This window comes from Pseudomonas sp. BN505, from assembly GCF_029873175.1.
GTDB classification, from domain to species: domain Bacteria; phylum Pseudomonadota; class Gammaproteobacteria; order Pseudomonadales; family Pseudomonadaceae; genus Aquipseudomonas; species Aquipseudomonas putida.
Map to the genome: position 1 here is coordinate 1 of NZ_SSOI01000012.1, position 25,953 is coordinate 25,953.

23 protein-coding genes and 2 pseudogenes are annotated in these 25,953 nt (G+C 55.7%); 14 read left to right on the plus strand and 11 right to left on the minus strand.

Features of this window, described 5'->3' with window-relative positions; translation table 11 throughout:
* Positions 1-1,462 (plus strand): annotated as a pseudogene (locus E8E78_RS00265) (hypothetical protein); the annotation flags it as partial.
* A 272-nt stretch (positions 1,463-1,734) separates the two neighbouring features.
* On the plus strand, positions 1,735-2,274 hold the full coding sequence (locus E8E78_RS00270; RefSeq protein ID WP_280311574.1) for a DUF6708 domain-containing protein: 540 nt from the start codon (positions 1,735-1,737) through the stop codon (positions 2,272-2,274).
* Between the two features lie 194 nt (positions 2,275-2,468).
* Here the strand turns inward: E8E78_RS00270 and E8E78_RS00275 are convergent, their stop codons facing one another.
* On the minus strand, positions 2,469-3,860 hold the full coding sequence (locus tag E8E78_RS00275; RefSeq protein WP_049277737.1) for an amino acid permease: 1,392 nt from the start codon (positions 3,858-3,860) through the stop codon (positions 2,469-2,471).
* A gap of 80 nt (positions 3,861-3,940) precedes the next feature.
* The gene (locus tag E8E78_RS00280) at positions 3,941-4,765 is read right to left on the minus strand and encodes a phytanoyl-CoA dioxygenase family protein (RefSeq protein WP_049277739.1); all 825 of its coding nucleotides are present in this window, start codon (positions 4,763-4,765) and stop codon (positions 3,941-3,943) included.
* Between the two features lie 138 nt (positions 4,766-4,903).
* Between E8E78_RS00280 and E8E78_RS00285 the strand changes: the two genes are divergently transcribed.
* Positions 4,904-5,812, plus strand: coding sequence for a LysR family transcriptional regulator (locus E8E78_RS00285; protein WP_049277741.1), 909 nt, complete (start codon positions 4,904-4,906; stop codon positions 5,810-5,812).
* Between the two features lie 86 nt (positions 5,813-5,898).
* On the opposite strand, the gene E8E78_RS00290 is transcribed toward E8E78_RS00285, so the two are convergent.
* From E8E78_RS00290 to E8E78_RS00305, 4 genes are all read right to left on the minus strand, one after another.
* Positions 5,899-6,423 (minus strand): GNAT family N-acetyltransferase, encoded by a 525-nt coding sequence (locus E8E78_RS00290; RefSeq protein ID WP_049277742.1) that lies wholly within the window; start codon positions 6,421-6,423, stop codon positions 5,899-5,901.
* 142 nt (positions 6,424-6,565) lie between these two features.
* Positions 6,566-6,976: a hypothetical protein gene (locus E8E78_RS00295; protein WP_239669889.1), complete on the minus strand. Its 411-nt coding sequence runs from the start codon at positions 6,974-6,976 to the stop codon at positions 6,566-6,568.
* A gap of 259 nt (positions 6,977-7,235) precedes the next feature.
* Complete coding sequence (gene glsB, locus E8E78_RS00300) at positions 7,236-8,144, minus strand: glutaminase B (protein ID WP_049277744.1); 909 nt, start codon at positions 8,142-8,144, stop codon at positions 7,236-7,238.
* A gap of 407 nt (positions 8,145-8,551) precedes the next feature.
* A complete protein-coding gene (locus tag E8E78_RS00305) occupies positions 8,552-9,421 on the minus strand; it encodes a DMT family transporter (protein ID WP_041167673.1) in 870 nt (289 codons plus the stop codon).
* 121 nt (positions 9,422-9,542) lie between these two features.
* Between E8E78_RS00305 and E8E78_RS00310 the strand changes: the two genes are divergently transcribed.
* A complete protein-coding gene (locus tag E8E78_RS00310) occupies positions 9,543-10,925 on the plus strand; it encodes a PLP-dependent aminotransferase family protein (protein ID WP_280311575.1) in 1,383 nt (460 codons plus the stop codon).
* Here the strand turns inward: E8E78_RS00310 and E8E78_RS00315 are convergent.
* On the minus strand, positions 10,922-11,122 hold the full coding sequence (locus E8E78_RS00315; protein ID WP_049277750.1) for a DUF1737 domain-containing protein: 201 nt from the start codon (positions 11,120-11,122) through the stop codon (positions 10,922-10,924). The two genes, E8E78_RS00310 and E8E78_RS00315, sit on opposite strands and share 4 nt — an antisense overlap.
* 537 nt (positions 11,123-11,659) lie before the next feature.
* Here E8E78_RS00315 and E8E78_RS00320 point away from each other — a divergent pair.
* A complete protein-coding gene (locus tag E8E78_RS00320; RefSeq protein ID WP_049277752.1) occupies positions 11,660-12,487 on the plus strand; it encodes a helix-turn-helix transcriptional regulator in 828 nt (275 codons plus the stop codon).
* Positions 12,488-12,553: 66 nt separating this feature from the next.
* On the opposite strand, the gene E8E78_RS00325 is transcribed toward E8E78_RS00320, so the two are convergent.
* Complete coding sequence (locus E8E78_RS00325; RefSeq protein ID WP_049277754.1) at positions 12,554-13,051, minus strand: hypothetical protein; 498 nt, start codon at positions 13,049-13,051, stop codon at positions 12,554-12,556.
* A gap of 326 nt (positions 13,052-13,377) precedes the next feature.
* Between E8E78_RS00325 and E8E78_RS00330 the strand changes: the two genes are divergently transcribed.
* Both E8E78_RS00330 and E8E78_RS00335 read left to right on the plus strand, forming a co-directional pair.
* The gene (locus tag E8E78_RS00330) at positions 13,378-14,160 is read left to right on the plus strand and encodes a hypothetical protein (RefSeq protein ID WP_049277756.1); all 783 of its coding nucleotides are present in this window, start codon (positions 13,378-13,380) and stop codon (positions 14,158-14,160) included.
* A gap of 69 nt (positions 14,161-14,229) precedes the next feature.
* A complete protein-coding gene (locus E8E78_RS00335) occupies positions 14,230-14,928 on the plus strand; it encodes a hypothetical protein (RefSeq protein ID WP_049277758.1) in 699 nt (232 codons plus the stop codon).
* 31 nt (positions 14,929-14,959) lie between these two features.
* Here the strand turns inward: E8E78_RS00335 and E8E78_RS00340 are convergent, their stop codons facing one another.
* Entirely contained in the window at positions 14,960-15,676 is a 717-nt protein-coding gene (locus E8E78_RS00340) for a hypothetical protein (protein ID WP_049277759.1), read from the minus strand.
* Positions 15,677-15,891: 215 nt separating this feature from the next.
* On the opposite strand from E8E78_RS00340, the gene E8E78_RS29055 reads away from it, so the two are divergent.
* The 3 genes from E8E78_RS29055 (at position 15,892) to E8E78_RS00355 (ending at position 17,221) form a co-directional block, all read left to right on the plus strand.
* Positions 15,892-16,071, plus strand: a complete 180-nt coding sequence (locus tag E8E78_RS29055; RefSeq protein ID WP_193391293.1) for a hypothetical protein — start codon at positions 15,892-15,894, stop codon at positions 16,069-16,071.
* A gap of 481 nt (positions 16,072-16,552) precedes the next feature.
* Positions 16,553-16,795, plus strand: a complete 243-nt coding sequence (locus tag E8E78_RS00350; protein WP_049277761.1) for a hypothetical protein — start codon at positions 16,553-16,555, stop codon at positions 16,793-16,795.
* Between the two features lie 162 nt (positions 16,796-16,957).
* Positions 16,958-17,221, plus strand: coding sequence for a DUF3077 domain-containing protein (locus E8E78_RS00355; RefSeq protein WP_003250694.1), 264 nt, complete (start codon positions 16,958-16,960; stop codon positions 17,219-17,221).
* A 340-nt stretch (positions 17,222-17,561) separates the two neighbouring features.
* Here the strand turns inward: E8E78_RS00355 and E8E78_RS00360 are convergent.
* A pseudogene (locus tag E8E78_RS00360) lies at positions 17,562-18,544 on the minus strand (IS5 family transposase).
* Positions 18,545-18,819: 275 nt separating this feature from the next.
* On the opposite strand from E8E78_RS00360, the gene E8E78_RS00365 reads away from it, so the two are divergent.
* Positions 18,820-19,719 carry an HNH endonuclease gene (locus E8E78_RS00365; protein ID WP_156859470.1) on the plus strand — a complete coding sequence of 300 codons (900 nt, stop codon included), beginning with the start codon at positions 18,820-18,822 and terminating at the stop codon, positions 19,717-19,719.
* 428 nt (positions 19,720-20,147) lie between these two features.
* Complete coding sequence (locus E8E78_RS00370) at positions 20,148-21,545, plus strand: site-specific integrase (protein WP_280311576.1); 1,398 nt, start codon at positions 20,148-20,150, stop codon at positions 21,543-21,545.
* A gap of 215 nt (positions 21,546-21,760) precedes the next feature.
* On the opposite strand, the gene E8E78_RS00375 is transcribed toward E8E78_RS00370, so the two are convergent.
* Positions 21,761-22,927: a hypothetical protein gene (locus E8E78_RS00375; protein ID WP_280311577.1), complete on the minus strand. Its 1,167-nt coding sequence runs from the start codon at positions 22,925-22,927 to the stop codon at positions 21,761-21,763.
* 689 nt (positions 22,928-23,616) lie between these two features.
* Between E8E78_RS00375 and E8E78_RS00380 the strand changes: the two genes are divergently transcribed.
* Complete coding sequence (locus E8E78_RS00380) at positions 23,617-24,375, plus strand: SDR family oxidoreductase (RefSeq protein WP_280311578.1); 759 nt, start codon at positions 23,617-23,619, stop codon at positions 24,373-24,375.
* A 150-nt stretch (positions 24,376-24,525) separates the two neighbouring features.
* Complete coding sequence (locus E8E78_RS00385; protein WP_280311579.1) at positions 24,526-25,869, plus strand: aminomethyl transferase family protein; 1,344 nt, start codon at positions 24,526-24,528, stop codon at positions 25,867-25,869.
* Positions 25,870-25,953: the final 84 nt, after the last annotated feature.

Genomic DNA, 25,953 nt, shown 5'->3' on the forward strand with positions numbered 1-25,953 from the left:
GACCAAGGCCTGGAACAAGGTGCGGCCGATCATTCAGCACGGGCTGATGAGCCTGGCAGTGCTCGACCCGCGGTTTACCCACACCATGATCAGCGTAACGGTGTGGGTCGAGGGCACCGCGGCGGACGTGCAGGGTCGGTTGTTTGAGGAAGCCAGCATGAAGGTGACCCAGGCGAGCAGCTTGGCGCAGCGGGCGTTGGTGGATATCTCGGTGGCGGCGGGGACGCTAGAGCCGGATGCGCGAAAGGTGTTCCAGAGGATGAAGGTCACTTCGCAGCAGGCGTCGCAGTTGGTGCGGACTGGCTTTAATGGGTTGCGAGGCGTGGGAGGTAGTTGGGAAGTATTGCTGGCGATTGGAGGGCTGTACTTGCAATACGACAGCCTGACCAAGAATCAGGAAAAAGCGGAAGCGGAGATTGGGCCCAAGGCGCATGAGGCCAAGCTGGCGTTGCAGGGTTCGCAATTGGGGATATTGGGCGGTCAGATCGAGTTGGTTGGGCTAGTCATGAGGTCCAATACCGCTTTAATTAAGACGTCATGGGCGGCAGGCACTGGAGCTTCACTGATAAGGTTCGGAGCTTTGCTAAGTGCTGTAGCTGGCATTTTCGATGTTGCACAATCGATTTCTGCGACAAAACGTACCTCGACGGCGGGCGACGTTATAGCTAGTAGACAGCATGCCGTGGCTGGTTTGTTCTATGGTGCTGGCGCAGGGGCGTTTACCCTGGCAGTCGCACAACCTTATCTGATAGGCCCATTAGGTGCGGCTATTATCTTGACGCTCATTGCGTATTCATTCAGCAAACGAGCTGAAACAAATGAATCTGACAGTTTCGAACGCTGGGTGAAACGGTGCTATTTCGGGAAGGCCAATGAGAACCCACGCATACATTGGGATACTCCTGAGTGGGCAGACATAGCGTTTGCTGAGCTAAATGCGGCAACCTTGGGGCTGCATGCAAAGCTGAATTTTGAGTCAACCCTAGCGAACAATCAAGCCGCACCTAAATTGGGCGGATTAATAAACTTGACTGTAGAGTACAAAATAAAGTTTCGAATAATTTTACCCAAATACAGTGAGGTGCGGTCCGCCTACCTCTGGAGTTTAACGGTCCATCGCATGGGTGATGGTGAATTCCCTGATTTTGACGGCGGGGAAGTGATTGCGTCAGCGGAACATAATGCTGCAGATTTAAAGCCTTTATCTAAAACAGCGAAAACCTCTGATTATGCACCACCGCGCTTCCCCGATTACACGCCCGATTTTACTTTACAAACGAAACTGCATGACTATGCAGATAATGCGAATATTTCCCTTCTAGAAAATGTTGCAGTGATAGAGCTTGCGCCAGCCATTGGAAGACACAGTATAGTCGCAGCCACCCTACGCGTGGTGTACTGGCCAGATCGAGAGATAGCAAGTGCGCTTTTAGAGAGCTGTATTCGGGAGGTGAACGAGTGAGAAACAGCGGTAAAATTCTGTGGGCTCGAGCAATAGGCTGGAGCCATGACCTGCCTCACGTTGATCAAACTCCGACCTTGCAGTATGACGCGAATGAATTAACCCCACCTCCCAACTACTGCGATGAAGCATATTTGGAACTGCCAAGAGCTACGGTGAATTTGCGTGGCATAGGCGTTTTGATTGGAACTGTCACGCTTCTGTTCTGCTGTGGAATTGCGCTATTTTTATACCGGAGCTTTATTGTAGATGGCTGGCAAGGTGATTGGGCTATGAATGCATTCTTGGTACTTAGCCCTCCTGCTGCCGCGTGGGTTTTGTTTCCTTACATAAAACTGGACGTTGTTCTTCCTAGAGACGAACCCATTCGCTTCAATCGCCTGCGTCGGAAAGTCTATTTTTACCAGTACCGCTTCGACCGCATCTTCATCTTCAGCCGTAAACGCTGGGGTGTCCAACCCGTCGCCTACAACTGGGACGACGTCACCGCCGAGGTCTACCGAATCTACGCCCCTGGCCATGGCGGCCTGATCGAAAACGTCATGCTGTCAGTCCGTAATCCTGAGACTGACGAAGTCATTGATCGTGTCTTCTTCACTCATACCCTGCATGAGGGCGAGGCTTACTGGGCCATCGCCCGGCTCTTCATGCAGCAAGGCCCTGAAGCCCTGCCCAAGTTCGTGCACCCACCCCGCGACTGGAACGATGACGATGGCCTGAGCCACATGCATTGCTTGGCGCCGAAAGTACAGTGGCCAACGGAAATCGACCTTGAGTCTCGCACTGCGCCAGCAACGGATGAGGTCTGCTGAAAACTACCGCACCTGTTGCTGGCGATTCGGCCAAGATCAGGCCTGCAGGACGAGACAGCGCGCTGGATGGCACCGGCTTTGCCGGTGTTCGCGGGTGAACCCGCTCCCACAGGTACAGCACATGACTTGGATATTTCTGCAAGAGCAGCTGACCAGACAAAAGCTCGCAATGCGGACGCGAACGGTTCAACGCCTCAAGCGCTGGCTGACACTGGTCGCGGTGTACGCACACCCCACAGCCAGTAGCCCAAAGACAGAAGGACCAACCAGCCAACCCCGACATACATGGCGGTGCGGCTGGCCGGGAACCAACCGAGCACGCCAAAGATGAACACCATGAACGCAATCGCGCAAGCTGGCCCTACCGGCCACAGCGGCACCCGATAATCCAGTGCCGCAGCCTCCTCCTTGCTCATGCCCCGCCGCATGGCCACTTGCGACAGCAGGATCATCAACCAGACCCAGACAATGGAGAAAGTGACCACCGCGGCAAGCACCAGGAACAAGTCTTCTGGCACCAGGTAATTCAATACCACGCCCAACAGCAGAGCGACGCCCATCACTGCAACCGTCATCCACGGCACACCGAAACGCGACAGCGATGCAAAGCCGGAAGGCGCTTGGCCGTTTTGAGCCATGCCGTACATCATTCGCCCGGCACTGAATATGTCGCTATTGATGGCTGATACCGCAGCGGAAATTACCACGATGTTCAACACGGTTGCCGCTGAGCTGATGCCAAGGCCACTGAAGATCTGAACGAATGGGCTACCGTGGCTGCCAATGCTGGTCCAGGGATAAATGGCCATGAGCACGAACAGGGTAAGGATATAGAACAGCAAAATGCGCAGAGGCACCGAGTTGATGGCCTTAGGCAGCACGCGCTTCGGGTCCTTTGCCTCGCCTGCGGTAATGCCGATCATCTCGACCCCGCCAAAAGCGAACATCACAACGGTGAACGAAGCAATCATCCCACCGATGCCGTTAGGGAAAAACCCGCCGTGGCTCCACAGGTTCGAGATGCCGGCAACAGTGCCTGCCTCGTCGTTCAGCTGGATGCCCAACAGCAGCACTGCCCCGCCTGCCACAATCATGGCAACGATAGCGGTCACCTTCAGCAACGACAGCCAGAACTCCATCTCGCCGAACACTTTCACGCTACACAGGTTCAGCGCCCCGATGAAGAACACTATTCCAAGCACCCAGATCCAGGCCGGTGTTTCGGGGAACCACAGCCCCATGTAGACGCCAAACGCCGTCACGTCTGCCAGGCACACCACCAACATGGAGAACGCGTAGCTCCAACCAGTCAGGAAGCCAAAATAGCGGCCCAGGTATTGGCTGGCATAGTGGCCGAACGAGCCTGACACCGGGTTATGAACTGCCATTTCGCCAAGGGCGCGCATCATCATGTAAATGGCTGCCCCCCCTATCAAATAGGCGAGCAACACTGATGGCCCTGCCAGTTTAATTGCCGATGCCGAGCCATAGAACAGCCCCGTACCGATAGCAGAACCTAATGCCATGAAGCGAATATGCCGGGTAGAGAGACCCCGCTTCAGCTGTTGTGAAGATTGAGCGCTCATAGATACCTTCTTGATTTTATTATCAGGTCCGCACAACGCAGATGCTGTGCGTTTTAATCAGGCACGCATTTATTCAATCATCAAGCTCTTGGCCACAGCACCGGGAACAACTCATGGTTCATCTGGGCACCGCTGGCCAATTGTGTTTCGAGCCCGGGAAACTGTGGTGAAGTTTTCCACTGGCGCGGTGCGTGAGTAATGTCGTCGCCCAGGAAACGCACCGAGAAGGCACGGCGCCGGCGGTTGCCCCCGACACCTCCAGAAGCGTGCAAGGTCAGCATGTGGAAGAACACGGCGTCGCCTGGGGAAAGCTCCCAGCCGAGGATGTTCCAGGCGCTGCGGTCGGCCTCGATATCCGGCAAGTCGGCCAGGCTGCCTTCCGGGAACCATTGCGCCTGGCTGTCGAGGAAGCTGCGCGGCATCAGCCACGGCCCCAGGTGCGAGCCGCCTACAAACTCCAGGGTGGATTCCCTTGCGACGGAGTCGATAGGCATCCACATGCTGCAGTTCTGGCGCCCATCGATGTTGTAGTACGGCTGGTCCTGGTGCCAAGGCGTGCGCTGGCGCGTGTTAGGCTCCTTGACCAGCAGATGATCGTGATAAAGCCGGGCTGTTTCGCTGTTCATGAGTTGAGCGGCAACGCTACCCACCCGGCTCTCGAAGATGAACTGGCGATAGGCCGCGATATCGCCCCAGTTGCAGAAGTCTTCGAAGAACCAACCCGGGTCGTCGGGGCGGCTCGCCACTTTGGCGCGCTCGCTGGGGGTTTTCAGATTCTGTTCGATGCCGGTTTCGAGCAGTGCAACTTCCTCCGGCGTGAACAGATTACGTACGCAGACAGCACCATCACGCTGGAAAGCTGCAATGGTTTCTTCGCTGAGTTGAAATTCGGCGGACTGTTTCATAAAGCACCCTTTGGTCTTTTTATTGGGCAACAGCACCACTGCCAGAAGTTAAGCGGGACAAGCAGGGTGCACGGCGAGTATTGCGTTTCGGCACCAATAGGAAAAGAATATATTTCCTAATCCGGAGTATAGGAAAAAATGATAGGTTTCTCGTTCCGGCAGTTAGAGTACTTCGTCGCCGTGGCCGAACACGGCAGCATCAGCGCTGCTGCAAGAGCCCGCCACGTATCACAGCCGTCGGTATCGGTCGCTATTGCCCAACTTGAAGAGGCGCTGAATGAGCGGCTATTCCGGCGCCAGGTCAGCCGAGGGCTGGAGCTGACGTCAGCGGGCACGCGATTGCTCGCACAGGCCCGCGATATCATTGGCTTGGCCATCGCCATGAATCAGAACGCCGATACAGCGCAAGGCTCGCTTCGCGGCAACCTGTCGCTTATCTGCTTTCAAGACTTAGGCCCTTACTTCGCACCCCGGCTGCTATCGAGCTTTCGCAAGCAGTACCCCGATGTCGAGGTAACGCTGTTCGAAACGGACCTGGCAGGCGTGCACCGCCACCTGAGCGCCGGTAAAGCAGAGCTTGCGCTTACTTACGACATAGGCCTTGATCCCTCGCTGCCACGCCAGGTACTGGCGGAGTTGAAACCCTACGCGCTCATCGCTACGGACCATCGCCTGGCCCACCTGGCAGCGATACCGCTGCATGAACTGGCCCAGGAATGCCTGATTCTTGAGGACATCGCACAAACGCGTGAATACTTCCTTTCACTATTTTGGGCGCATAACCTGCAACCACGCACGCAGCAATACACCCAAACCTTCGAGATGCAACGTGGCCTGGTCGCGCATGGCTACGGGGTTGCCCTGTCGTGCACCCGCCCCGCCGGCGACCACTGCTATGACGGTACACCGCTGCTGTGCCGGCCATTATTGGAAGAGGTGTCACCACAAAAAGTGGTGCTGGCTCAGTCAGGCGCCATGCACCCGTCGCCGGTAGCGGAGGCGTTCAAGGGTTGGGTTGCGCGGGAGGTTGCAACCGGGGCCAACTGAGCTGGCAAGGCCAGGTTCCACAAGAAGACAGGTGCTCCCACAGGTTTTTATGCTTGTTTCAGCTAGGGCACAATCCTGTGGGGCTATTAAACATGACCTCTGTCCCGATATGTGCCCAGGATCAGCTCCATCGATTGCGACATCAACGCTGAACCCTCGCGCAAAGGCTCCGGTATGCCAACAGGGTGAAAACCGCTTGCCTTGTACAAGCGCATCGCCGGGCTATCGGCGAGTGTCACACCCAAGCGTACACGTTGCGCCCCCTGACCAATAGCCCAGGTCACAGCACGCTCAAGCAAGGCTCGCCCTACTCCAAAGCCGCGCACATCAGGCGCTACCCACATCTGGAAAAGTTCGACCACGTCCACTTCAATGCCCGAGGACTTGCACCACACCAGGCCGCAAACCTCATTGTGCTGCGACGCAAAGAACGCTTGGGCACTGCTGGACGAAGCCATGGCTGAGACGCGGGCCTCCCACTCGCCCTCTTCCCTGGCTGACTCGTACTCATAGGTACTTGCGAAGGCATCCTGCGACTCACGCAGGGCCCTGAGGCGTAACTCCCTGTATGCTCGCCAATCACTTGTTGTTACAGAATGAACAATCGCCATGGCACTTCCATTTGCGTTGTCTCAGCGCGAGACTAAAGATATCAGCCTAGCAAACCTGCAGAAGAAAATGGAGCACTCTCTCGATAGCCCTTATGCCGGGCGCGAAAATCGTAATGTTAATGCTCGAACGTACGCGGCCAGACTACAAGGCTACGGAGACGCTAAAATCATCACCCCCCAAGTGCCGAACGCTCACTTGATTGCTGACACCCCGCCCATTACCCGTTACAAACTTGTAATGGGACAATAGAAAATCTTCACGATGAACAATGCCTTCATTACGCTGTTTCCCGCCCCAAGCGATCATCAATCCGCCAGCAATTGAAATGAGCCCAGGGTTCAATTGTACGTGTTGGATCAGGGTAAGGCCCGAGAACCGGTCATAATAAATAACTTCAGGACCGAAGATGGCGATACCCATACCCAGCGCCGCAACTACGGAACCAATGAATATGAGCAACCTACCATAAAAAACTTGATCCCCAGCTCGCCCCTCAAGATGAGTCGCGTAAGCCTCGGAAAAACCGGGGACACTGTAGCTCTGCTCAGCCATCTTCAAATCTATCTGCCCTATCAGGCACCCTTCCGCCCCCCTTTGCATGCTCAACTCCCCGAAAAGAGTCGATACTAAGCGAACAATGCTAGCTAAAGTGCAGCTCGATCCAACTTCAGAAATGTCTTACAGCCAAAGTTAACACGTCCTAAATCATTATATTTGTAACGATTAAGACCTCTTTCAAACATTCTCTCACTCAATGCATAGTCGCCTTGTGAGGGCGATTCAGCGCCTACCGGCAGGCCCTGCCCACGAATCAAAACACCGACCACCCGATCCGTGAACTCAGCAACTCCAGCGCCGCCATGCCCGCGAGGGAGTTGCCCGCGGCATTCAACTCGGGGGACCAGACGCATACGGTAAATTGCCCCGGCACGATTGCCACGATGCCGCCACCCACGCCACTCTTGCCTGGCAACCCCACTCGGTAGGCGAAATTACCGGCTTCGTCATACAACCCGCTGGTGGCCATGATCGAGTTCACCTGCTGGGCCTGGCGCCGGGAGAGGATTTGCTCTTCGCTGTGCTTGCAAAACCCGTCGTTGGCAAGGAAGCAGAATGCGCGGGCCAGGTCCAGGCAGTTCATTTGCAGCGCGCAGTAACTGAAGTAACTGCGCAGCACCGGCTCGACCTCGTTATGGAAGTTACCAAAAGACTGCATCAGGTAAGCCATGGCAGCGTTGCGCGCGCGGAACTGATATTCCGAATCGGCGACACGGGCATCGATCGAAATGTGAGGGTTGCCCGAAAGCCGTCGAACAAAATCACGCATCGACAACGTGGGTGCTGCGAAGCGTGACTGGTTGATATCGCAGATCACCAACGCCCCCGCATTGATAAACGGGTTGCGCGGGCGCCCGCGCTCGAACTCCAGCTGCACCAGCGAATTGAACGGCTGGCCTGAAGGCTCATGGCCAAGCCGCTCCCAAATGGCTTCACCTGAGTGGCCTATTGCCTGAACCAGGCTGAACACCTTGGAAATACTTTGCACCGAAAAAGGCACGCTTGCGTCGCCTGCGCAGTAATGGCTGCCATCGTTGCTATACACCGCAATGCCCAACTGCTGCGCCGGTACGTCGGCCAGCGCAGGGATGTAGTCAGCCACTTTGCCCTTGCCGATCAAGGGGCGTACTTCTTCAAGAATCTTGTTCAACAGCGTTTGCATGAAAGGCCCTGGCTCAATCCCCTGCAGACGTCGGTAAGGGGTCGCATGCTTGACGAAGACTGAGCGGCATAAATCACACATTTGGCAAGAAACGCATGTGCGCCACACAGCACACTGTGTGAGCAGCGTCACGTTCCGGTAAGCGCTATCAAATGTGGGGATTACGGTTCGGTTCTGATGAGCATTGGCAGGCCTGAAGACTTGCAGTGCCTGTGAGATCGAGCGGCGCGCTGTCGCGTAGGACAAAGACTGAGCGCGCGCCGCCGACCCTGTGGGAGCGGGTTCACCCGCGAAGAATCCAACACGGTGTATGGCACCGGCTACGCCGGTGTTCGCGGGTGAACCCGCTCCCACAGGGTGTGGCGGTATGCTCGCGGTCTTTGTACTGAGGTACGAAGACGCTTCATCTACCGGGCATATTTCTTGGCCCCGGCCACACAGATCACAGCCCCCAGCGTCACCACAAGCATCATCCAGCTGACGTGCTCATGCAAAAGCAACGCAGCCAGCCCAAGCCCCATGAACGGCTGAACCAGTTGCAGTTGGCCCACCGCCGCAATGCCACCCTGAACCAGCCCTCGATACCAGAACACAAACCCGATCAGCATGCTGAACAGCGAGACGTAGCCGAAGCTGAACCACGCAGGGGCGCTGACCTTGGCGAAGGCATCAGGCGCGGGGAAATTAGCGATCGTCAGCAGCAGCATGAACGGCAACGCCACCAGCAATGCCCAACTGATCACCTGCCAACCACCCAACGTGCGCGACAGACGCGCCCCTTCCGCATACCCCAACCCACACACAACGACCGCAGCCATCATCAGCAGGTCGCCCACCGCCGACGCCTCTCCCCCATTTATCAACGCATAGCCAACCACCAGCCCCGCACCTGCCATCGAAAACAACCAGAACAGTGGCCGAGGCCGTTCACCGCCCCGCAGTACGGCAAACCCTGCGGTGCAGAGCGGCAGCAGCCCGACAAAAACAATGGAATGAGCAGAGGTGACATGCTGCAGGGCCAGTGCCGTCAGCAGCGGGAAGCCGATAACAACCCCCAGCGCTGTCAAAGCCAATGACGACAAATCACCCCGTGATGGTCGAGGCTGGCGTAGCACGATCAAAAAAAGCGCACCCAACAAGGCGGCGATGGTGGCCCTGGCACAGGTCAGAAACGTAGGTTCGAAGGCCGCCACTGCCACACGGGTTGCCGGCAAAGAGCCCGCAAAGATTGCGACGCCTATGAAGCCGTTGATCCACCCGCTTGTTGATTTTTCCATCGGTAAGCCCTCGACAATTCAGGGCTCAGTACATCACTGACAGGCTCACCAAGGCCACGTACAATCCAATACAATTTAACCGAACTGTTATGCATATGAATCCAGCACAGTTGAGGGTGCAATGAAACGCAACGGCACGCGGATTCACACTGTCATGGGTGAAATCCAGTCCAGGATAGCCGCTCGAACCTACGCACCAGGGGCCAGAATTCCTTCGGCCCGCGCAATGGCGCAGACCATGCAAGTTTCGGTTTCTACCGTGCTTGAGGCCTATGAACGGTTAATGGCAGAAGGTGTGCTCAGCTCTCGCCCTGGCTCCGGCTTTTACGTAGCCGGGCCAGCGGCGCCACTGGCACTGACCGAGCTCGGCCCCAAACTTGATCGTGCCGTCGACCCGCTGTGGATCTCGCGCCAATCGCTTGAAACCGCCAGCGATGCGTTGAAACCAGGGTGCGGGTGGCTCCCACCCTCCTGGATGTACGAAGCTGGCATGCGTAAAGCGCTCCGAGTCGTTGCCCGTTCTGACACAGAGAAACTGGCGGAGTACGCATCACCGCTTGGCAGCCCGCCCCTTCGGCAATTCTTGTCGCGGCGGCTGGCTGGCATCGGGACCGAAGCCACGCTTGAACAGATCATGCTCACGGAATCCAGCACGCACGCGATCGACCTGATTTGCCGATTTCTGCTGGAACCGGGCGACACTGTCCTGGTGGACGACCCCTGCTATTTCAACTTTCACGCATTATTGAAAGCACACAGGGTGAAGATTGTAGGCGTACCCTACACGGCGACGGGCCCGGATATCGATGCCTTCGGCGCTGCCCTGCTCGAACATGCGCCCCGGTTGTACATAACAAATTCCGGCATCCACAACCCCACCGGGGCCACCCTGTCGCCGGTCACGGCGCACAGGCTGCTAAAACTGGCCGACGCTTCTAGCCTGGTGATCGTCGAGGACGACATCTTCGGGGATTTCGAGACTACGCCCGCGCCACGCCTATCTGCCTTTGATGGCCTCTCTCGCGTCATCCAGATTGGCAGCTTTTCCAAAACCATCTCAGCTTCGGTGCGATGCGGCTACATCGCTGCCCGTGGTGAATGGATCGAGAGCCTGGTAGACCTCAAGATTGCCACCACATTCGGGGGTGGACGCCTGGCTGCGGACATCATCCACCACGCTATTACCGACAGCGGCTACCGAAAGCACATGGAGAGTGTGCGCCTTCGGCTAGCCGAGGCAATGGACAAGACGGCAACCAAGCTTCGAGCCATCGGCATCAAGCCCTGGATAATGCCCCAGGCAGGCCTGTACCTCTGGTGCCAGCTGCCTCAAGGCAAGGATGCAGCAACGCTGGCCAGGGCCTGTTTGAATGAAGGTGTAGTGCTGGCGCCCGGAAATGCCTTTAGCCAGTCCATGACTGCGGGGGATTTTCTCCGTTTCAACGTGGCGCAATCGGGTGACGCCAGAATCTATGAAGTGCTGAAACGCGCCCTGAGTGCTTAGTCGCGGGCCCCATTCTGCGCCCCGGGCCAGGTAACCGCCTGCGCAACGATCACATCTTTGCCATTGAACGTGAGCGCAGGTCCGCCATGGAGTTGGTATCCCAGCTTCAAGACATCACTGACCTTATGGCAAAACGAAGCGTCATCGGGGCCAGTCAGCACCCGGTAAATCGGCAGCCCATCCGGTGGTTGAGTCATCTGTTCGGTCCTTGAAGAAGTCGGTGAGTCCTCCAAGAGTACTGGTAACTGCCGGGCTACGGCTACACGCCCTTCCACTCCCAACCTTCTCAGACCTGATGCTGCAGACAGCGCCGTGCACGGCACCGGCTTCGCCGGTGTTCGCGGCCAAGGCCGCTCCCACAGGTAAAGGGTAAACCCGAAGCCTGCACAATACCTGTGGGAGCGGGCAAGCCCGCGAAACAGGCGACGCGGTCCAGGCTGCGGCCCTGGCCCCCCCCACAAGTAAAAGATGAGCCCGAAGCCTGCACAGTACCTGTGGGAGCGGGTTCACCCGCGAACACCGGCGAAGCCGGTGCCATACGCGGTGTCAGATTCTCAGCAGTGCATGACCGGGAACCCTTCACACCGTAAACCGGGGACATGGTTTACACATTCGAGCCCAGGACGCGCCCCCAAGCCACGCGCCCCGCTCCCAATTTGGTTATCCTGCCCAACAGCCCAGCCCCAGCGGCCGCCTATAACAACAAGTCATGCCTTGTCCCCAGGGAGTACAGCATGGAATTCTGGCCATTACGCCCCTCCACTTCCGCCTTCCGCCTCCCCATCGAGCAAATCGCCACCCTGCTCTCGCGCACAAGCGAAAGCCACGGCAAGCTGCTGGCCGCCGACATGCTGAAACTGGTCAGCGCCCAAGTCCCCTTGGCCCAATGCACCATCTTTGCCTACAGCCCCAACCGCAGCCCGCAAGTCATCTCGTTCGCCGACCGTGCGCGGATGATCGAGCTACCCAGAATTTCCAGCAACTACGCCGAACGCTTCTACAGCATGGATGGCAACCAACAGGCGATGACCGCGCGCCCTGCCCTGTCGACCGCCGACCGCATCATGGTGCAACGCCAGGCCATCGAAGACATCGCCCACCGCGACTACCGGCGCATCTGTTACGAGCTACCGCAAATCTCCGAACGCGTCGCCTTGCTGACCCATTGCGAAGGCAACCGCTGGCTGTCGGTAAACTTCTACCGAGGCCGCGAACACGGCCGCTTCTCACCCAACGAGATCAACGTCATCGAAACAGCCGCCCCGCTGATCGTACAAATCTCACGCCTGCATTACCGCGCCTATCTCGAAGCCAATGAGATGCCGGCACTGCTCAGTAAACGGGTTGCCAGCCTGTACCCGGAACTGACCCGGCGTGACCAGGAGCTGCTGCAGCTGATGCTGGCTGGGTGTGAGGTTGAGGGCATCAGTGTGAGCATGGGTATTCAGCTTTCGAGTGCGGCTACATATATCAAGCGGCTGTATCGCAAGTTGGGGGTTTCTGGGCAGCGGGAGTTGTTGGCGCTGGCTACACAGCGCAAGTGGCCTGGCCCGCTTCACTGACAGCAGCACCTCTCCCCCAAGGCCGCGATGCATCGGTCTCGGAGGTCAGGGTATGTATGCAGTTGGTCAGTTAACCGGAACAAGCCGCTCGCGCTGAGCCGCGGTCAAGTCGTCGATGACGCCAACTTTCAAGGGCTGTTCACCAGCATTTGCCAACGGTTTGCCCATATCCGCAGAGGCGAACTCTGGCAGCTTGTACATGGCGCCGGTCAAGGGATCGACAATGAGCATTCCGATAAGCCCGCCGATCAGGATGTTGCCCCAGTACCAACCGCTAAGGCTCGAATCCAGTTCAACGGTCTTGTCTGGATAACCCTCTTTCTTAAACCGCAGGGTGTAGGTCTGCCCCGAGAAATACCCTTTCCCCGACTTCAGGGTAACAGTACTTGGGGTATTGCCGGTGTGCACGACAGTACCGTTCTTGTCGGTGATTTCAAAGGACGCCCCCGGCGGTGCACTCGATACAGCTACCGGATATCGCGACTCTCCCACAATGCTCGCGCAACCTTGAGTAGCCACCACAGCTACGGCTACCGCTGCCCCAATCAACTTCCGAACCATCATCAGGAGTGCCCCCTCGCGCCGTCATTGGCAAGGCCGCTCATCGGCCGCGGGCGACTATATACAAAGTAATATCACTTTGATACTACCAATGCAGCTCCGCATCCACTGCCAACCCAGCCCACGTCACCTTTGCTACCCACATGGCACTCAAATCAGTCAATGGAGGGAAGCCCTTACTTCAAGGGCCGTTAACGAACCTGCTGAAGAGTTCCTGTTCAGCACGTACCATTTTCCTCGCGCGACATCAAATTGACACTATCCCGACAATTTGCAAACCTTATGCACCGACAACATCCGCCGATAGATGCGGCCGTGGAACACAAGCGATGGAAAGCAAGCAGCAGCAATTGATCACGGCATACCGCCAAACGCTATCAGACCTACCCCTGCATTGGCTGGATCGCAGCCGCGAGCACGAAGCGGATTTCAAGCACCTTTCAGGCTTGTTTCTTCCGGGTACGTCACCGCTCTTCGAGCAGGCGGCGAAACGCATTATGGTCGTGGGCCGAGAAACGCGTCGCTGGGATGTGCTGACCGCCGGAAAACCCTTCATTGACCTGGACGAGTACATCCAGCGCGCCATGGCAATCCAGCAACGCCACTTGGCAAAGTACATCCAGGACAAAGCCGACCGAGGGGCCAGCTTCTTCAACTTTCTGCGCGAACTCCACCAGGCCGACCAACCCATCGGTATCGCCTGGGCCAACCTCTTCAGCTTCGCATGGCAGAAAGGGTCACCCATGCGCTGGCGACATTTCGAAGACCTCGCGAAAGTATCCAAGCGCCTGCTCGAGGCGCAAATCACCATACTTCGCCCAGACATCATCGTGTTTGCCAACGGCGCGAGCAGTGCCCACATACGCCAGCAGTTCTTCCCGCACAAAGGCGAACACAGCGTTTGCAACGACCTGGGTGATTACCGTGCGCAAGGCATCCCGGTAAATCAACTGTGGCGCTTCCGCCTGCATGGCTCGATACAGTGCTATCGCATTCAGCACCCGAGCAGCCTCAGTGCCGGCTCACGCGCGGCACGTCGCTTTCTTCTGGAGCAGATACTCCTTGCCAACCAGCCGAATGATCAAACCGACCCGGGCCCACCGCACGGTTGATGACAGCACTGAAGTAAGTGCTGCGCCAAGCTACGTCCCACCACACGATCAACCAACCCTAGGCTACCCATGGTCAACTCAGTAGTATCCATATCCGAACAAGCATTCTTCAGCATCGTCACCTCGGCGCTGGAAGCCTACAAAGTCGAGCATCAGCTTGAAAACGGCGACTTCGCAGCGCGGGTGGAAACGTACGGCCACCTGTGGGGTTACGCTCAAACCTCCATAGGCGGGCAAACCATGTATCGCGTGGTTTGGGCAGACACTTGCACCGCTGTCACCCGAGACAAAGGGTCGATCTCCTACGGTGATGCACCGCAGGAAATCAAACAGAACTTCATCGATACGTTCTTCCCCGAGGTCACGTTCCTTGGCGATTATCACAGCCATCCCTACAGCTACCAGGATGATGAAATCAAGACTGAGCTCGAACTGGAACGAGGGGGCTACTATCGTTTCTCCGATGCCGACTTCCGCGCCGTGAAGCAGCAGCAGGATGACGGCCTGGATTATCGCGTCGGGCTGGTAGCCACCGTGTTTGAGCGCGATGAAAAGATCAAGCGAGCGATGAAGATTCTGGATGAAGAGAGCGCCCTGCGCTTTCAGGTCGGTTCCGTGACGATCTGGCTCAAAGCCTACGTTTGGACAGAGGACGAAAACCTGAAATTCCGTCGCAAGGCGGACCGCATGGTGCGCCTGGTATGCCCAAGCTTGAACGTGTTTGCTGGCATGCGGGATGGCTGGGCCGGCCTTCCGCAGCAAAACTAAGAAGGTATCCGCTACCTTCCAAACGTTGCGATCAAGGCCGCATCAAGGGCTCGATCCCGATCCATTTCCTGACGGGGTGATAGCACAACCGCAAAGGCGGAATCTCCACCTTCCGCCCCTGCACCTCCAGGCTGCCCAGGTGAATGGTCCACTTGGAATCGGCGTTCAGCTTGTCCGTCTGGAATATCACATAAGCCGAGCCATAGCGCTTGTTATTGGTCATCCTGGGAATCATCCGGTGCACTTCATCGCTGTTGATGTCGTACGGCGATGGCCGGGCGGTCTTCTCATTCACCAACGGAAAGTCGTACGTCTCGTTGACGCCAACGTACACCTCGGACCGTGCATTCAGCCGCGAACCGTCTTCAAAGGTGATGTAAGCCTGGCGGCTGTCGTACAGCACCGGTATCGGCGGCTCGCCACGCTTGGAATCAGTCGACGGGCGCTGACGGTCTTTGTTGTAGGCGACCAGTTGCACATAAAATTCCTGCCGAGAGTACTTCTCGCCCGGGTACTGCACGTACAGGGCTTGCTCGTAGGCCTTTTCGCCCCATAGAGCGGCGTGGTCGTAGAGGTAGGTTTCCAGGTAGAGCGTGGTTTCACCCTGCGGCCCTGGCACCTTGAACTGGAACTCGGACTCGCAAAGGTCCGCGTACGCGGCGCGTTCGCGTTTCCAAGGGACGCAGGCGGTTAACGAGGCTACTGCCAGCAGTAGCATGAGAAAGGTGGTCCGTTTCAGGTTATTCATGACCTGCCCTGGTCGAGATGAGAGTGGATCAGTTTCGAGGGCCGAATGGCGGAAGTCCATGCTGCCCCTTTGCCAGCATCGCGCTACAGACAGCAGACCGTGCAGCCGCTGTGGATATGACCACAAAGCCGCAAACGGATTTGCTAAGATCGCGGCATTTCCGCTGGGTGAACTGCATCCTCACCCAAGCCATTTGCAGCTTGCTGGAAGACCCGATGAACAAATTGATACTGCCTTTCGCCATTTTCGTTAGCGTCCTCCTCACTGGGAAAATCGCCGAGCATTACGGCCTGGAGGGCAGCTGGAAAATCGGCCTGCTGTGCCTCGTGGCAGCTGCCGTCCAGATCGCTGTTGCCCGTTTTCAGCGCTACCAGCGGCAGAAAGCCCAGCTGTAAAGGGCGCGAGGCCCCGCTAACGTCGCTCGTTGATCACGTTCTGGGGACTTTTCTTTCACCCAATTTTCACAGTGGCTTAGGCAGTATCAAGCTATCCCTACGTGATAGTACTTAGCCCGCCTCGGCGGGCTTTCTTTTGCCCGCATGTTTCCTGTCGACGTCTTGAGGAACGGCAGCGGGCCGAAAAATCAGAAATAATCCCTTCCTTGTAGGCCGTTTCCCAAAGATACTCCTCGCGCCTGTTTTTCGTTGCACATGGAAATAGTCAGCCCTAGTCTCGACCGGTCGCTGCCAATTCAGCGACCGGTTTTGACAGACCGTCGATTGTTGTCCGTGTGCAAACGCTTATGGCGGCTGTACGTGCGGGCACCTTCGTGTGCGCCGAGTGCCAACAATCTCGGTCTGTCAACCCGCGTACAGCTGCCACCCTCCCGTTTGACAGCGGGGCGGATAGCAGCTCAACCATTGTTGGAGCGTGAGCATGCTGAAGATAGTTCCTGATCCACCCCACAAGACTCTCTGCCTCGAAGACACCCTCATCGAAGCCTCGGACTACGCGCTTTGCGCTGCGACTGTCGTGCATCAGGCAATGCTGCTACAGCCCAAGTCGCCAGCATCGATTTTGATGATGACCTCGATGCATGAACTGGAGACGCTGCGGGCTTTACTGGAGTCCGCAATAGCCCAGGTGCAGATGCCTACTGAGCCTGGGACTTCGCACTGAAGCCAAATTGATGTGTCGCCCAGGCACCCAAACGCCTGCAAGCCGAGCCTCCACATGGATCTGAGCCATGTCGCAGATCGTGGAGGCTATGCAGCACTTGTAGGAGCTGGCTTGCCGCCGAGAGGCCAGCCCAGGCACTAGAGATTTCGGGGAGATTGACCAATGTCCACAGAAGAAACCAAATTCACCGTCGGCAAGACAACCTTCTACCAAGGTGAAAACCAGACCCATCCGCTGTTTCGCATTGAGGCCGGTATCCCTTGCCAGAGCGCCCGGGAACAGGCATCGGAATTGATGGGCTACGCACGGGATATGACCTTGGATGGCTTGATGGAAGACAAGCCACAGCTGATCTGGGCTTCGCACTACCTATGCGCCCTTGCCAAAGCCCTGATGGATGATGCCGAGCTTGGAATGATGCGCTAAAGCGCCAAGAGTCTACCCAGAATTGCCTACAGAAGCTGGAACGAAACCCACCCTTCTGAAGGCGCCACAAACGCTTAAAGCATCAGCAGTTGCGCCGTACTACCGGTAATTCGAAGCGTGTCGAGGCTGAGCGCCATCGCCTGGCACCGCGAGGCCGAACGTCCGTGCTAAGGCACCCTTCTGCCTATCGTCCGAGACAACACCATGGCCAGGCGGACACCTAGGGAAACTCCGAACAAGTTGCCCATCAGCCGGAAATAGGCGGCCGGGGGATGCCGAAACGCCCGATTTTCAGCCGCTGATTATTGGATAACCAAGGCAACGCCTTGGTTATCTGCTCTCACGGGCGCACCTCTCCCGCAACAGCCAATAAATGGCGGCGCACATCCACAGATTCGACAGCGCAAACAGCGTGGTCAGCTGTGCCGTGTTCTTGGCCAAGCCACGGAAGCGGGTTTTCACATCACCGAACTGACGCTTGATCACACGGAAGGGATGTTCGACTTTCGCCCGGGCCTGTGCCTTGACCTTCTCGATCTGACGTTTGGCTTTGTAGAGCACACTGCGTTTGCTCAGGTGCTTGTAGGTACTGCGGCGGGCTGCGATCTGCCAGATCACTTGCCGTCCCGCATGCTCTGGCCTTTTCTCCAGGCCGGTGTAGCCCGCATCGGCGCATACGATGTTTTCATCGCCATGCAACAACTGAGCGACTTCCGTCACGTCAGCCACAATTGCGGCAGTGCCGTGGACGTGATGCACCAGACCCGACTCCGCATCGGCGCCGATATGCGCCTTCATGCCGAAGAAGTACTGGTTGCCTTTCTTTGTCTGCTGCATTTCTGGATCGCGCTTGCCTTCCTTGTTCTTGGTCGAGCTGGGCGCTTGGATGATGGTGGCGTCCACAATGGTGCCCTGACGCAACGACAGGCCTTTGTCTTGCAGGTAGTTGTTGATGATTTCCAGAATCCCTGCCGCCAACTGATGCTTCTCCAGCAGGTGCCGGAAATTCATGATCGTCGTGTCTTCGGGAATCGGCGCGCTGAGCGTCAGTCGAGCAAACTGGCGCATTGAAGTGATTTCGTACAGTGCTTCTTCCATGGCCGGGTCGCTCAGCGAAAACCAGTTTTGCAGCAGGTGAATACGCAGCATGGTTTCCAGTGGATACGGCTTGCGACCGCCACCCGCCTTTGGGTAGTGCGGTTCAATCAGCGCCATTAAGCCACTCCACGGCACAACCTGATCCATCTCGGCCAGGAAACGCTCACGGCGGGTTTGCTTGCGCTTACCGGCGTACTCGAAATCGGAAAAGCTCATCTGGCTCATAGGCAAGGCTTGTTGGGGTAGCTGAACGGAGGGTTATTTCAGCACAGGTCAGGCCGGCCTGTGCTGACTTAATCGGAGAATCCCTAGGCCACTATTATCCGATAGCACATTCTCCAAGAATGTTTCCCTATACACACCCCACACCGCGAGTGATCCCAAATCAATGGACTGCATAGAGCGACTACCATTTCTCCATTCGCTGTAGGAAATTTCCTTTCTCTCAATAGACACTCGCGCTAGAGTCACCGGCGACAGGCCAGGACTTAGGATGCGAGATGCAATTTTTCTGGGTAAACCTCGGAGCCACCCACAAGGAAGCCAAAAACGGTCAATTCCTATGGGCTCCACTTAGCTCACGATCAAAGCGTGGAATTGAGCAATTCCGGACTCACTGGGACAACGTCGCCAGAGTCCGAACCGGCGATCTAATTTTCTGCTACCACGACAATTACATTCGAGGTATTGCGATCGCGCAGTTCAATTCCTACGTAGCTGAACGCCCTCCTCGAGCGTCTTTCAAGGAATGGCAGAACGAAGGTCATCGTGTAGACATCAGCTACAGCGAGCTGAAACGCCCAATTCGCAGTGATGAGATTGCAGAGATCTACATAGCAAAATTTGACCCTCGGACTCAGCCTCGCCTGTTCAACAGTGTGAAAGGTATTAACCAGATCTACATGGCTTCACTGCCTGCCGATGCAGGTCAATTTTTGCTGGAGCAAGCTGGCATCCTAGTCGACTATGAGGACAGCCTGATCGATTCAGGCTCACCTCAAAAGGTCAGTAGTACAACCAGAACAGCGCTGATCGAAGCCAGGGTCGGTCAGGGGGCATTTCGCTCTGGACTGCTAGGTCGCTGGGATGGGAGGTGTGCCCTCACCGGTCTGGGTAATCCAAATCTCCTGGTTGCCTCTCACATCCATGCATGGAGCCTAGCCAATAACGTTGAGCGCCTAGATACTGATAACGGCTTGCTTCTGGCTGCGCACATCGATCGCCTTTTTGATTTGGGGCTGATCTCATTTTCGCAAAATGGTGAACTACTTATTAGCGACAAACTGAAGAAAGCGGAACGTCATATTTTGCGGCTAGACGAATTCACAACAATCAACCGATTGAGTGATGGTAATCGGATGTATCTTGCGAAGCATCGAGAACGGTTTAGCTTCGGTTGAGTAAGGCTTCAGTTCAGGCAGAGGCCCAATGTTTTTTGACCAGGCTCCATGAAAAACCGCCGGTTTCCAGAGGATGAGAAAACCGCCAAGCGCTCTCTACGAGAGTTGAGGCCGCATGCGTTCTCCATAAAGCACAATGTGGCGCCAACAAAAAAGCCCAGTCGTTTCCGACTGGGCTTTTTCGTTTCAATAATGGTCGGGACGGAGTGATTCGAACACTCGACCCCTTGCACCCCATGCTCTTATTTCGTGCATTCCCATGGAATGCCATGGCTCCTTACGGAACGCCATAATGCTAGTAAATACAAGGCAATCATACTAAAATACTCGCTACTGGCGTCCACCACCTTCCACCCTTAGCCGAGCGATTCGGTGGGGCAAAAGTGGGGCAAAATTCCAAGGCGCTCGACCTTGGCTAGGGGTAGACATTGGCGAAGATCACAGCGAAGCAGCTCGAAGCACTCTCCCCCGCCGATGACGGTAAAACGCTACGCGAAGAGGGTGGCCTGACTGCCAAAGTTCGTGCTGGCGTGCGCGGCGTTACAGCGCTGTTCCGCTATGAATTCAAAATGGGCGGAGTTAAACGTGATCAACGACTGGGCAGTTGGCCAAAAAAATCGCTCGCGCAGATTCGCGCTGAGCGAGACGAAGTCAAAGCAAGCGTCAATAAGGGCATAGAGCCCGCCACCGCCCGAAAGGCAGCTAAGATCGAGGCTCAAGCTGCAATTGCTGCAACTATTGCTGAAGCCGAGCGTCAGGCTTCAGAGAACAAGACTGTCTCCGACCTTTTTGAAGAGTGGCTGCGCGACGGCGTGTCTCGTCAGGACGGCAACGCAGAACTGCGTCGTAGCTTCTCCAAAGACGTGCTTCCAGCTATTGGTGATAAACCGCTCCGCACTGTAACTGAAAAAGACCTGCTCACCGTCCTGCGCTCAGTCAAAGCCCGCGGCCTAAATCGGACCGTCGTAATTCGCAGCAAAGACATAGGGCAGATGCTGCGGTGGGCCGAGAAACGTAAACCTTGGCGCACCTTGATGGTCGATGGGAACCCCGCAGACCTGGTTGACGTCAACAAGCTCCTCGATCATGACTATCAGGAGCAGCGCGATCGGCTGTTAACCAGTGGTGAAATCAAAGAGCTACAGCATATTTTCACTCGCCTAGGGCGAGATTATGATGCACTGCCCGCTGGCCAGAAATATTCCGGGATTCGACCTGTGAACCCGCGCGTGCAATGCGCAGTCTGGATCTGCCTCAGCACACTCTGTCGCATTGGCGAACTTCTGAAATCCGAATGGCAACATATCGACCTAGAGAAAGGCACTTGGTTCATCCCAGCAGAAGCCACTAAAGGGCATAAGGGTAAACGGCAGGATCACCATATATACCTATCAGCATTTGCGCTGAACCAATTCAAAAATCTTAGAGAAGAAACAGGCCACACATGCTTTTGCTTTCCCAACAAGGACGAAAGCAATCATGTGGATACCAAAACCGTCAGCAAGCTAATTGGAGACCGGCAGTGTTGCTTCAAAAATCGCAGCAAGCCGCTATCTGGCCGCCATCATGACGACTCTCTGGTACTGAGCCAAGGTAACAATGGCGAATGGACTCCGCATGATTTGCGTCGTACAGGAGCAACCATGATGCAGGAGCTCGGTGTGACACTAGAAATCATTGATCGCTGCCAGAATCACCTGCTGGGAGGCTCAAAGGTACGCCGACATTACCTGCATTATGACTATGCAAAGGAAAAAAGTGAGGCTTGGAACATATTGGGGGACCGCCTTGAAACAATCCTTCGAGCTCCAACTACTGAAATCTGATAATCCACTGGTCGGAGCGGAATACTAGAATCGCATCAAGCCATTCAATAGCTACCTCGTTACGAAGGTATACCCAGATTTGTTGGCTTTTGCCGAGACCCGACGAATAACTCAGCGATTGAGAATCTGCGGACCACAGTCAGCAAGAATGTACACGATACTGGTCCAATCTACCTTCGTAATTGCCCTGTTCAGTGCTTTTATAGACAGATGCCTCAACGATCGGTAACGTTTACCTCAGGAAACACATTAGCTAGATATAGCATTCGATCCCCTGTAAACGAGCCTACGTATACACCCCTTTCAACCTGTATAGCCACTGACGCCCCTGAAATCCAGCCTTCAGGTTCTTCATGCAGAACGTTAATCGTATTTGAGCTCTGAGAGATCTCGGCCACAGAAAAAGCGCTTTGGCACGCATCGGTTTTGTTTAGGTAACACTCCCGAAAGGTTTCAGCGAGCAGAATGCCGGTGACCAGCACGCTACCATGCTCACTCAGGCTGAGATTGTCGGGCATGAAACTAAGAGGAATATCTTTAATCATACGTTGCTGCTTCAGGTCAAACAGACGGATGGCGTTTGCTGTCCATAGCGCGAACCACGCAACGCGACCATCCGGGCTGAGCTGTATGCCGTTAGGGAATGGTGCGTCGCTTCTTGGAATTTTGGTAAGTACTCCCCCATCACGCCACTGCACTAAATAGCCCGTATTCCGACCATCTAGCAGCGTATTGAATTGGGGATCCGCTTTGAAAGCCGCTACTTCAACGCTCGCGGTCGCGACAAAGCCACCATCCGCTGTAGAAACAACATCATTCATCACGCTTCCAAATTTATTCTCCACACAACCACGCCATACAGCCCGCCACCCTTGCTCGGTCTTGAACAGTTGGAGAAATTCGATTGCCTCCCTACCCGCATGGTTGACTACCAATAACTGCAGGTTGCCGTCAGCCTTTTTTGACAAATGTATGCCGTGGGAACCGATGGCCTGTGTCGGCGCCGGACAATTTTGGTCCCCCCAACCTTTTTTAGCAGCGAGCTTGATCGGCAGATCAGAGATCACCTTGGAGTCCACATGTATTAGACGCAAGCCCTGCCGATGAGCATGGGCTAAACCAGGTGTAGAGCTCATCAATACGTACTTTTTATCGGGGAGCAGCTCTAGATCTTCCGGTGCGCCGACGCCACATATCACCTGAGGTTCAGAATTGGTGGCGCAGCCAGGGCCCGCCTGGGTAACTGTTGGGCCGGCGAGACCAACACATAGGAGCCCCGGCAGCAACATACTATTTAGTGAGAGGCGTGCAGTCCCTGCCAGCCCGCGGCTGGAAACTTTGCGTTCACTGCGACCAGCGCATGCGTCGTTGTCTGCCTTCATGGCGACCTCATCGGGGTGGAGTTGCTTTTTGACCAACGTGGCTAGCTTGATCTCATGCTGCTTTGGATACGCCTATCAGTAGATAGGTACATCCCTACAGCGCTGATGATTCGATTGAGTCTTACGTAGCGCTCGTCCCTTTCCCCTCTGCTGAATTTCCCCATTCGATTGTTGACCGTTGGATAGGGGACGTCCGTCAAACCTTCAGCGATGCTGACTGCTGCGCAGGCATTTTGATTGAAGCTTCGGACGTCCCTAAAAATAAGGAAAATGGACATGACAATTGCGTCAACAGGTACTGAGTGCTCCGTTGGTAAATCTTCCTTGCCGTTGTGCCCGCCTGGCCGTCGAGCCAGGTTCAACGGTCAGATTAAGAGCATCATCAATATCCTCATTTTGATGCTGTGCCATATGGCGGCCAATGCCAGTAATGACCGACTGCATTTCCCCGCCTCACCCAGCCAACGCGATTCTGGGTTAACCGCCCCCTTGATCCACATTTACGTGATACCACAGCCAGATTTGCCTTCCGTGTCGGCACATCTTTAACCGTGCATGAAACCGTCGAGCCACAGCAGGATGACGCACGCTCATGAAACTTTCTGCCGACCAGTGAGTGACCGGAAGCAAATGTTCGTTAGCGTATTAGCTGAATCTAATTAGCCATAAGCATGAACAAGGAGAGCGCAATGAACTTCAATGAAGAAACAGTACTGATTACCGGTGGTGCAAGCGGGATGGGCGCCTCACATGTTCGTGCCTTCCACGCTTTGGGAGCGAATGTCGTCATCGCTGACATCGCGAGCGGACTTGGACAAGAATTATCCGAAGAACTGGGTGATCGCGCCCTGTATGTTCATTTGGATGTTGCCGACGAGGCTTCTTGGCGCAGTGCTGTCGCCGTGACCAATGCCACGTTTGGCGCAACCTCAGTACTGATCAACAATGCAGGAATCATTGGCATTGAAGCACTTGATGCTGGTGACAGCGGGCTCTTTCGCAAGATGCTGGACATCAACCTCACCGGTTCTTATCTAGGCATCGCTGCTGTCATCGGTGATATGAGAAAACGGGGCGGTGGAGCTATTGTCAATATCGCCTCGACCGCAGCAGTACGCGGTTACCCCTTGGCAAGCGCGTACTGCGCTAGCAAATGGGGAGTACTCGGCTTAACCAAGGCGGCCGCGCTAGAACTCGCGCATGACAACATCCGTGTCAACGCCGTTTTGCCCGGCCCGGTGCAAACACCGATGACTGCACCACATGACTTGTCAGCGGTCCTTTCAGTTCAGCCGATTGCACGTGCGGCACAACCGGAAGAAATCAGCCGCATGGTGACCTTCCTGGCCCATCGTGATTCAGGCTACATCACTGGGGCGGAATTCGTGGTGGATGGTGGGAGCACCTTGGGAGCGCTTCCTAAAAACTGGCGCGAGTTGCACAAATAACGTCAATCCAGCTTCGGCTCGCGGTTTCGCTTCCATTGGCGGCCGCGCGCGCTGCAGGACTCAAAGAATAGCTTATTTAAGTTACGCCTAAACTGGATGATTTACGTCGAGCATTAGCCAAACAAAAATTATAAAAGCTGAGGAAAAACCATGAGCAAAGCGGCTCCGCAACCACTTTACCATGTTGCGCAAGTACCCGACGATCCTCGCGCCACTTCTTACACCCGTTTCTTCTTCGAACTCGAACCCACCGAGTACACCCACTGGATCGACGAATGCGAATCCTGGAAGAAAACATGCTTCATCGGTGATTGGTCTCCCCTGATGAAGATGAAAGTTACTGGGCCTGAGGCGCTTTCTTTCTTTTCCTCCATCGCCGTCAATAGCTTTGCGCAGTTCGATATCGGCCAAGCCAAACATGCCGTATTATGCAATGCTTCCGGTAAGGTGATGGGCGATGGCGTGCTGATGTACCTTGCCGAAGACAGCGTGATGTACACCAGTGGGCCAGGCGTTGCCTGGGCGATGTATCAGTTCATGCAAGGCAATTTCAACGCCAAGGCTGAAATAGTGACTGAAGAGCATTTTGTCTTTCAGGTACAAGGGCCCAATTCGCTGCTGTTGCTGGAAGAACTCACCGGTGAAAATTTGCGCGACATCGGCTTCATGCGATTTCGTCAATCCAGTATTAATGACATGCCCTTCAGGGTGCTGCGCCAAGGTATGGCCGGCGAGCTTGGCTATGAACTTCACGGCGATAGCCAGCATGGTGTAGCGATTTACAGCGCGATTCTGACAGCGGGCGAGCGTTACGGCATACGTCGGCTTGGTGGTAGAAGTAAGATGGTGAATCACGTGGAAGCTTGCTTCCCTACGCCGACCGTCGATTACCTCCCAGCCATGTTCGGCGACGATCAACGTGACTTCCTCAACGTAATTCTGCAGAGCATGCCCTACTTCATGGACTGGCTAGCTTTCGCGGGCAGCGCCAAGAACACGGATTTGACCACCTACGCTCGGACCCCCTTCGAGCTCGGCTGGGGGAAAAACGTCAAGTACGACCACGAGTTCATCGGCCGCACTGCGCTTGAGCGGGAAGCGGAAGACCCAGTCCGGACAATGGTTACCTTGGTCTGGAACGCAGATGATGTCTCCGACGTTTCCGCCTCCCTTCTCAGCAAGGCTGCAGAGCCTTACACATACATGGAAATGCCCCGTAACTTATTAGGCTTGACCTGGATGGACAAGGTGCTGAAGGACGGCCAAGAAATCGGCGTTTCAAGCTCGCGCTGCTACAGCTATACGTTCCGCGAAATGCTGTCGTTGTGCGTAATCGACAGAGCCTACATGGCTCCTGGAACGGAAGTCACTGTTGTCTGGGGCCACCCTGGCACTCGACAAAAACACATCCGTGCCCGCGTTGCTCCAAGCCCTTATAAGAAGGACAACCGTCGAGTCGACGTCACAAGCCTGCCTTCGAATCACGTCGCTTGAACTGACTAACATCGAGGCCGAAGCGTCCCCGGCCTCGATGTCTCGGCACGCCCAAATTGTCATCGTCCGAGGCCAAATGGGCCT

Coding starts and splice junctions, on each gene's coding strand:
- E8E78_RS00270 (WP_280311574.1), top strand. CDS start 1,735: ATGAATGCATTCTTGGTACTTAGCCCTCCTGCTGCCGCGTGGGTTTTG.
- E8E78_RS00275 (WP_049277737.1), bottom strand. CDS start 3,860: ATGAGCGCTCAATCTTCACAACAGCTGAAGCGGGGTCTCTCTACCCGG.
- E8E78_RS00280 (WP_049277739.1), bottom strand. CDS start 4,765: ATGAAACAGTCCGCCGAATTTCAACTCAGCGAAGAAACCATTGCAGCT.
- E8E78_RS00285 (WP_049277741.1), top strand. CDS start 4,904: ATGATAGGTTTCTCGTTCCGGCAGTTAGAGTACTTCGTCGCCGTGGCC.
- E8E78_RS00290 (WP_049277742.1), bottom strand. CDS start 6,423: ATGGCGATTGTTCATTCTGTAACAACAAGTGATTGGCGAGCATACAGG.
- E8E78_RS00295 (WP_239669889.1), bottom strand. CDS start 6,976: ATGGCTGAGCAGAGCTACAGTGTCCCCGGTTTTTCCGAGGCTTACGCG.
- glsB (WP_049277744.1), bottom strand. CDS start 8,144: ATGCAAACGCTGTTGAACAAGATTCTTGAAGAAGTACGCCCCTTGATC.
- E8E78_RS00305 (WP_041167673.1), bottom strand. CDS start 9,421: ATGGAAAAATCAACAAGCGGGTGGATCAACGGCTTCATAGGCGTCGCA.
- E8E78_RS00310 (WP_280311575.1), top strand. CDS start 9,543: ATGAAACGCAACGGCACGCGGATTCACACTGTCATGGGTGAAATCCAG.
- E8E78_RS00315 (WP_049277750.1), bottom strand. CDS start 11,122: ATGACTCAACCACCGGATGGGCTGCCGATTTACCGGGTGCTGACTGGC.
- E8E78_RS00320 (WP_049277752.1), top strand. CDS start 11,660: ATGGAATTCTGGCCATTACGCCCCTCCACTTCCGCCTTCCGCCTCCCC.
- E8E78_RS00325 (WP_049277754.1), bottom strand. CDS start 13,051: ATGATGGTTCGGAAGTTGATTGGGGCAGCGGTAGCCGTAGCTGTGGTG.
- E8E78_RS00330 (WP_049277756.1), top strand. CDS start 13,378: ATGGAAAGCAAGCAGCAGCAATTGATCACGGCATACCGCCAAACGCTA.
- E8E78_RS00335 (WP_049277758.1), top strand. CDS start 14,230: ATGGTCAACTCAGTAGTATCCATATCCGAACAAGCATTCTTCAGCATC.
- E8E78_RS00340 (WP_049277759.1), bottom strand. CDS start 15,676: ATGAATAACCTGAAACGGACCACCTTTCTCATGCTACTGCTGGCAGTA.
- E8E78_RS29055 (WP_193391293.1), top strand. CDS start 15,892: ATGAACAAATTGATACTGCCTTTCGCCATTTTCGTTAGCGTCCTCCTC.
- E8E78_RS00350 (WP_049277761.1), top strand. CDS start 16,553: ATGCTGAAGATAGTTCCTGATCCACCCCACAAGACTCTCTGCCTCGAA.
- E8E78_RS00355 (WP_003250694.1), top strand. CDS start 16,958: ATGTCCACAGAAGAAACCAAATTCACCGTCGGCAAGACAACCTTCTAC.
- E8E78_RS00365 (WP_156859470.1), top strand. CDS start 18,820: ATGCAATTTTTCTGGGTAAACCTCGGAGCCACCCACAAGGAAGCCAAA.
- E8E78_RS00375 (WP_280311577.1), bottom strand. CDS start 22,927: ATGAAGGCAGACAACGACGCATGCGCTGGTCGCAGTGAACGCAAAGTT.
- E8E78_RS00380 (WP_280311578.1), top strand. CDS start 23,617: ATGAACTTCAATGAAGAAACAGTACTGATTACCGGTGGTGCAAGCGGG.
- E8E78_RS00385 (WP_280311579.1), top strand. CDS start 24,526: ATGAGCAAAGCGGCTCCGCAACCACTTTACCATGTTGCGCAAGTACCC.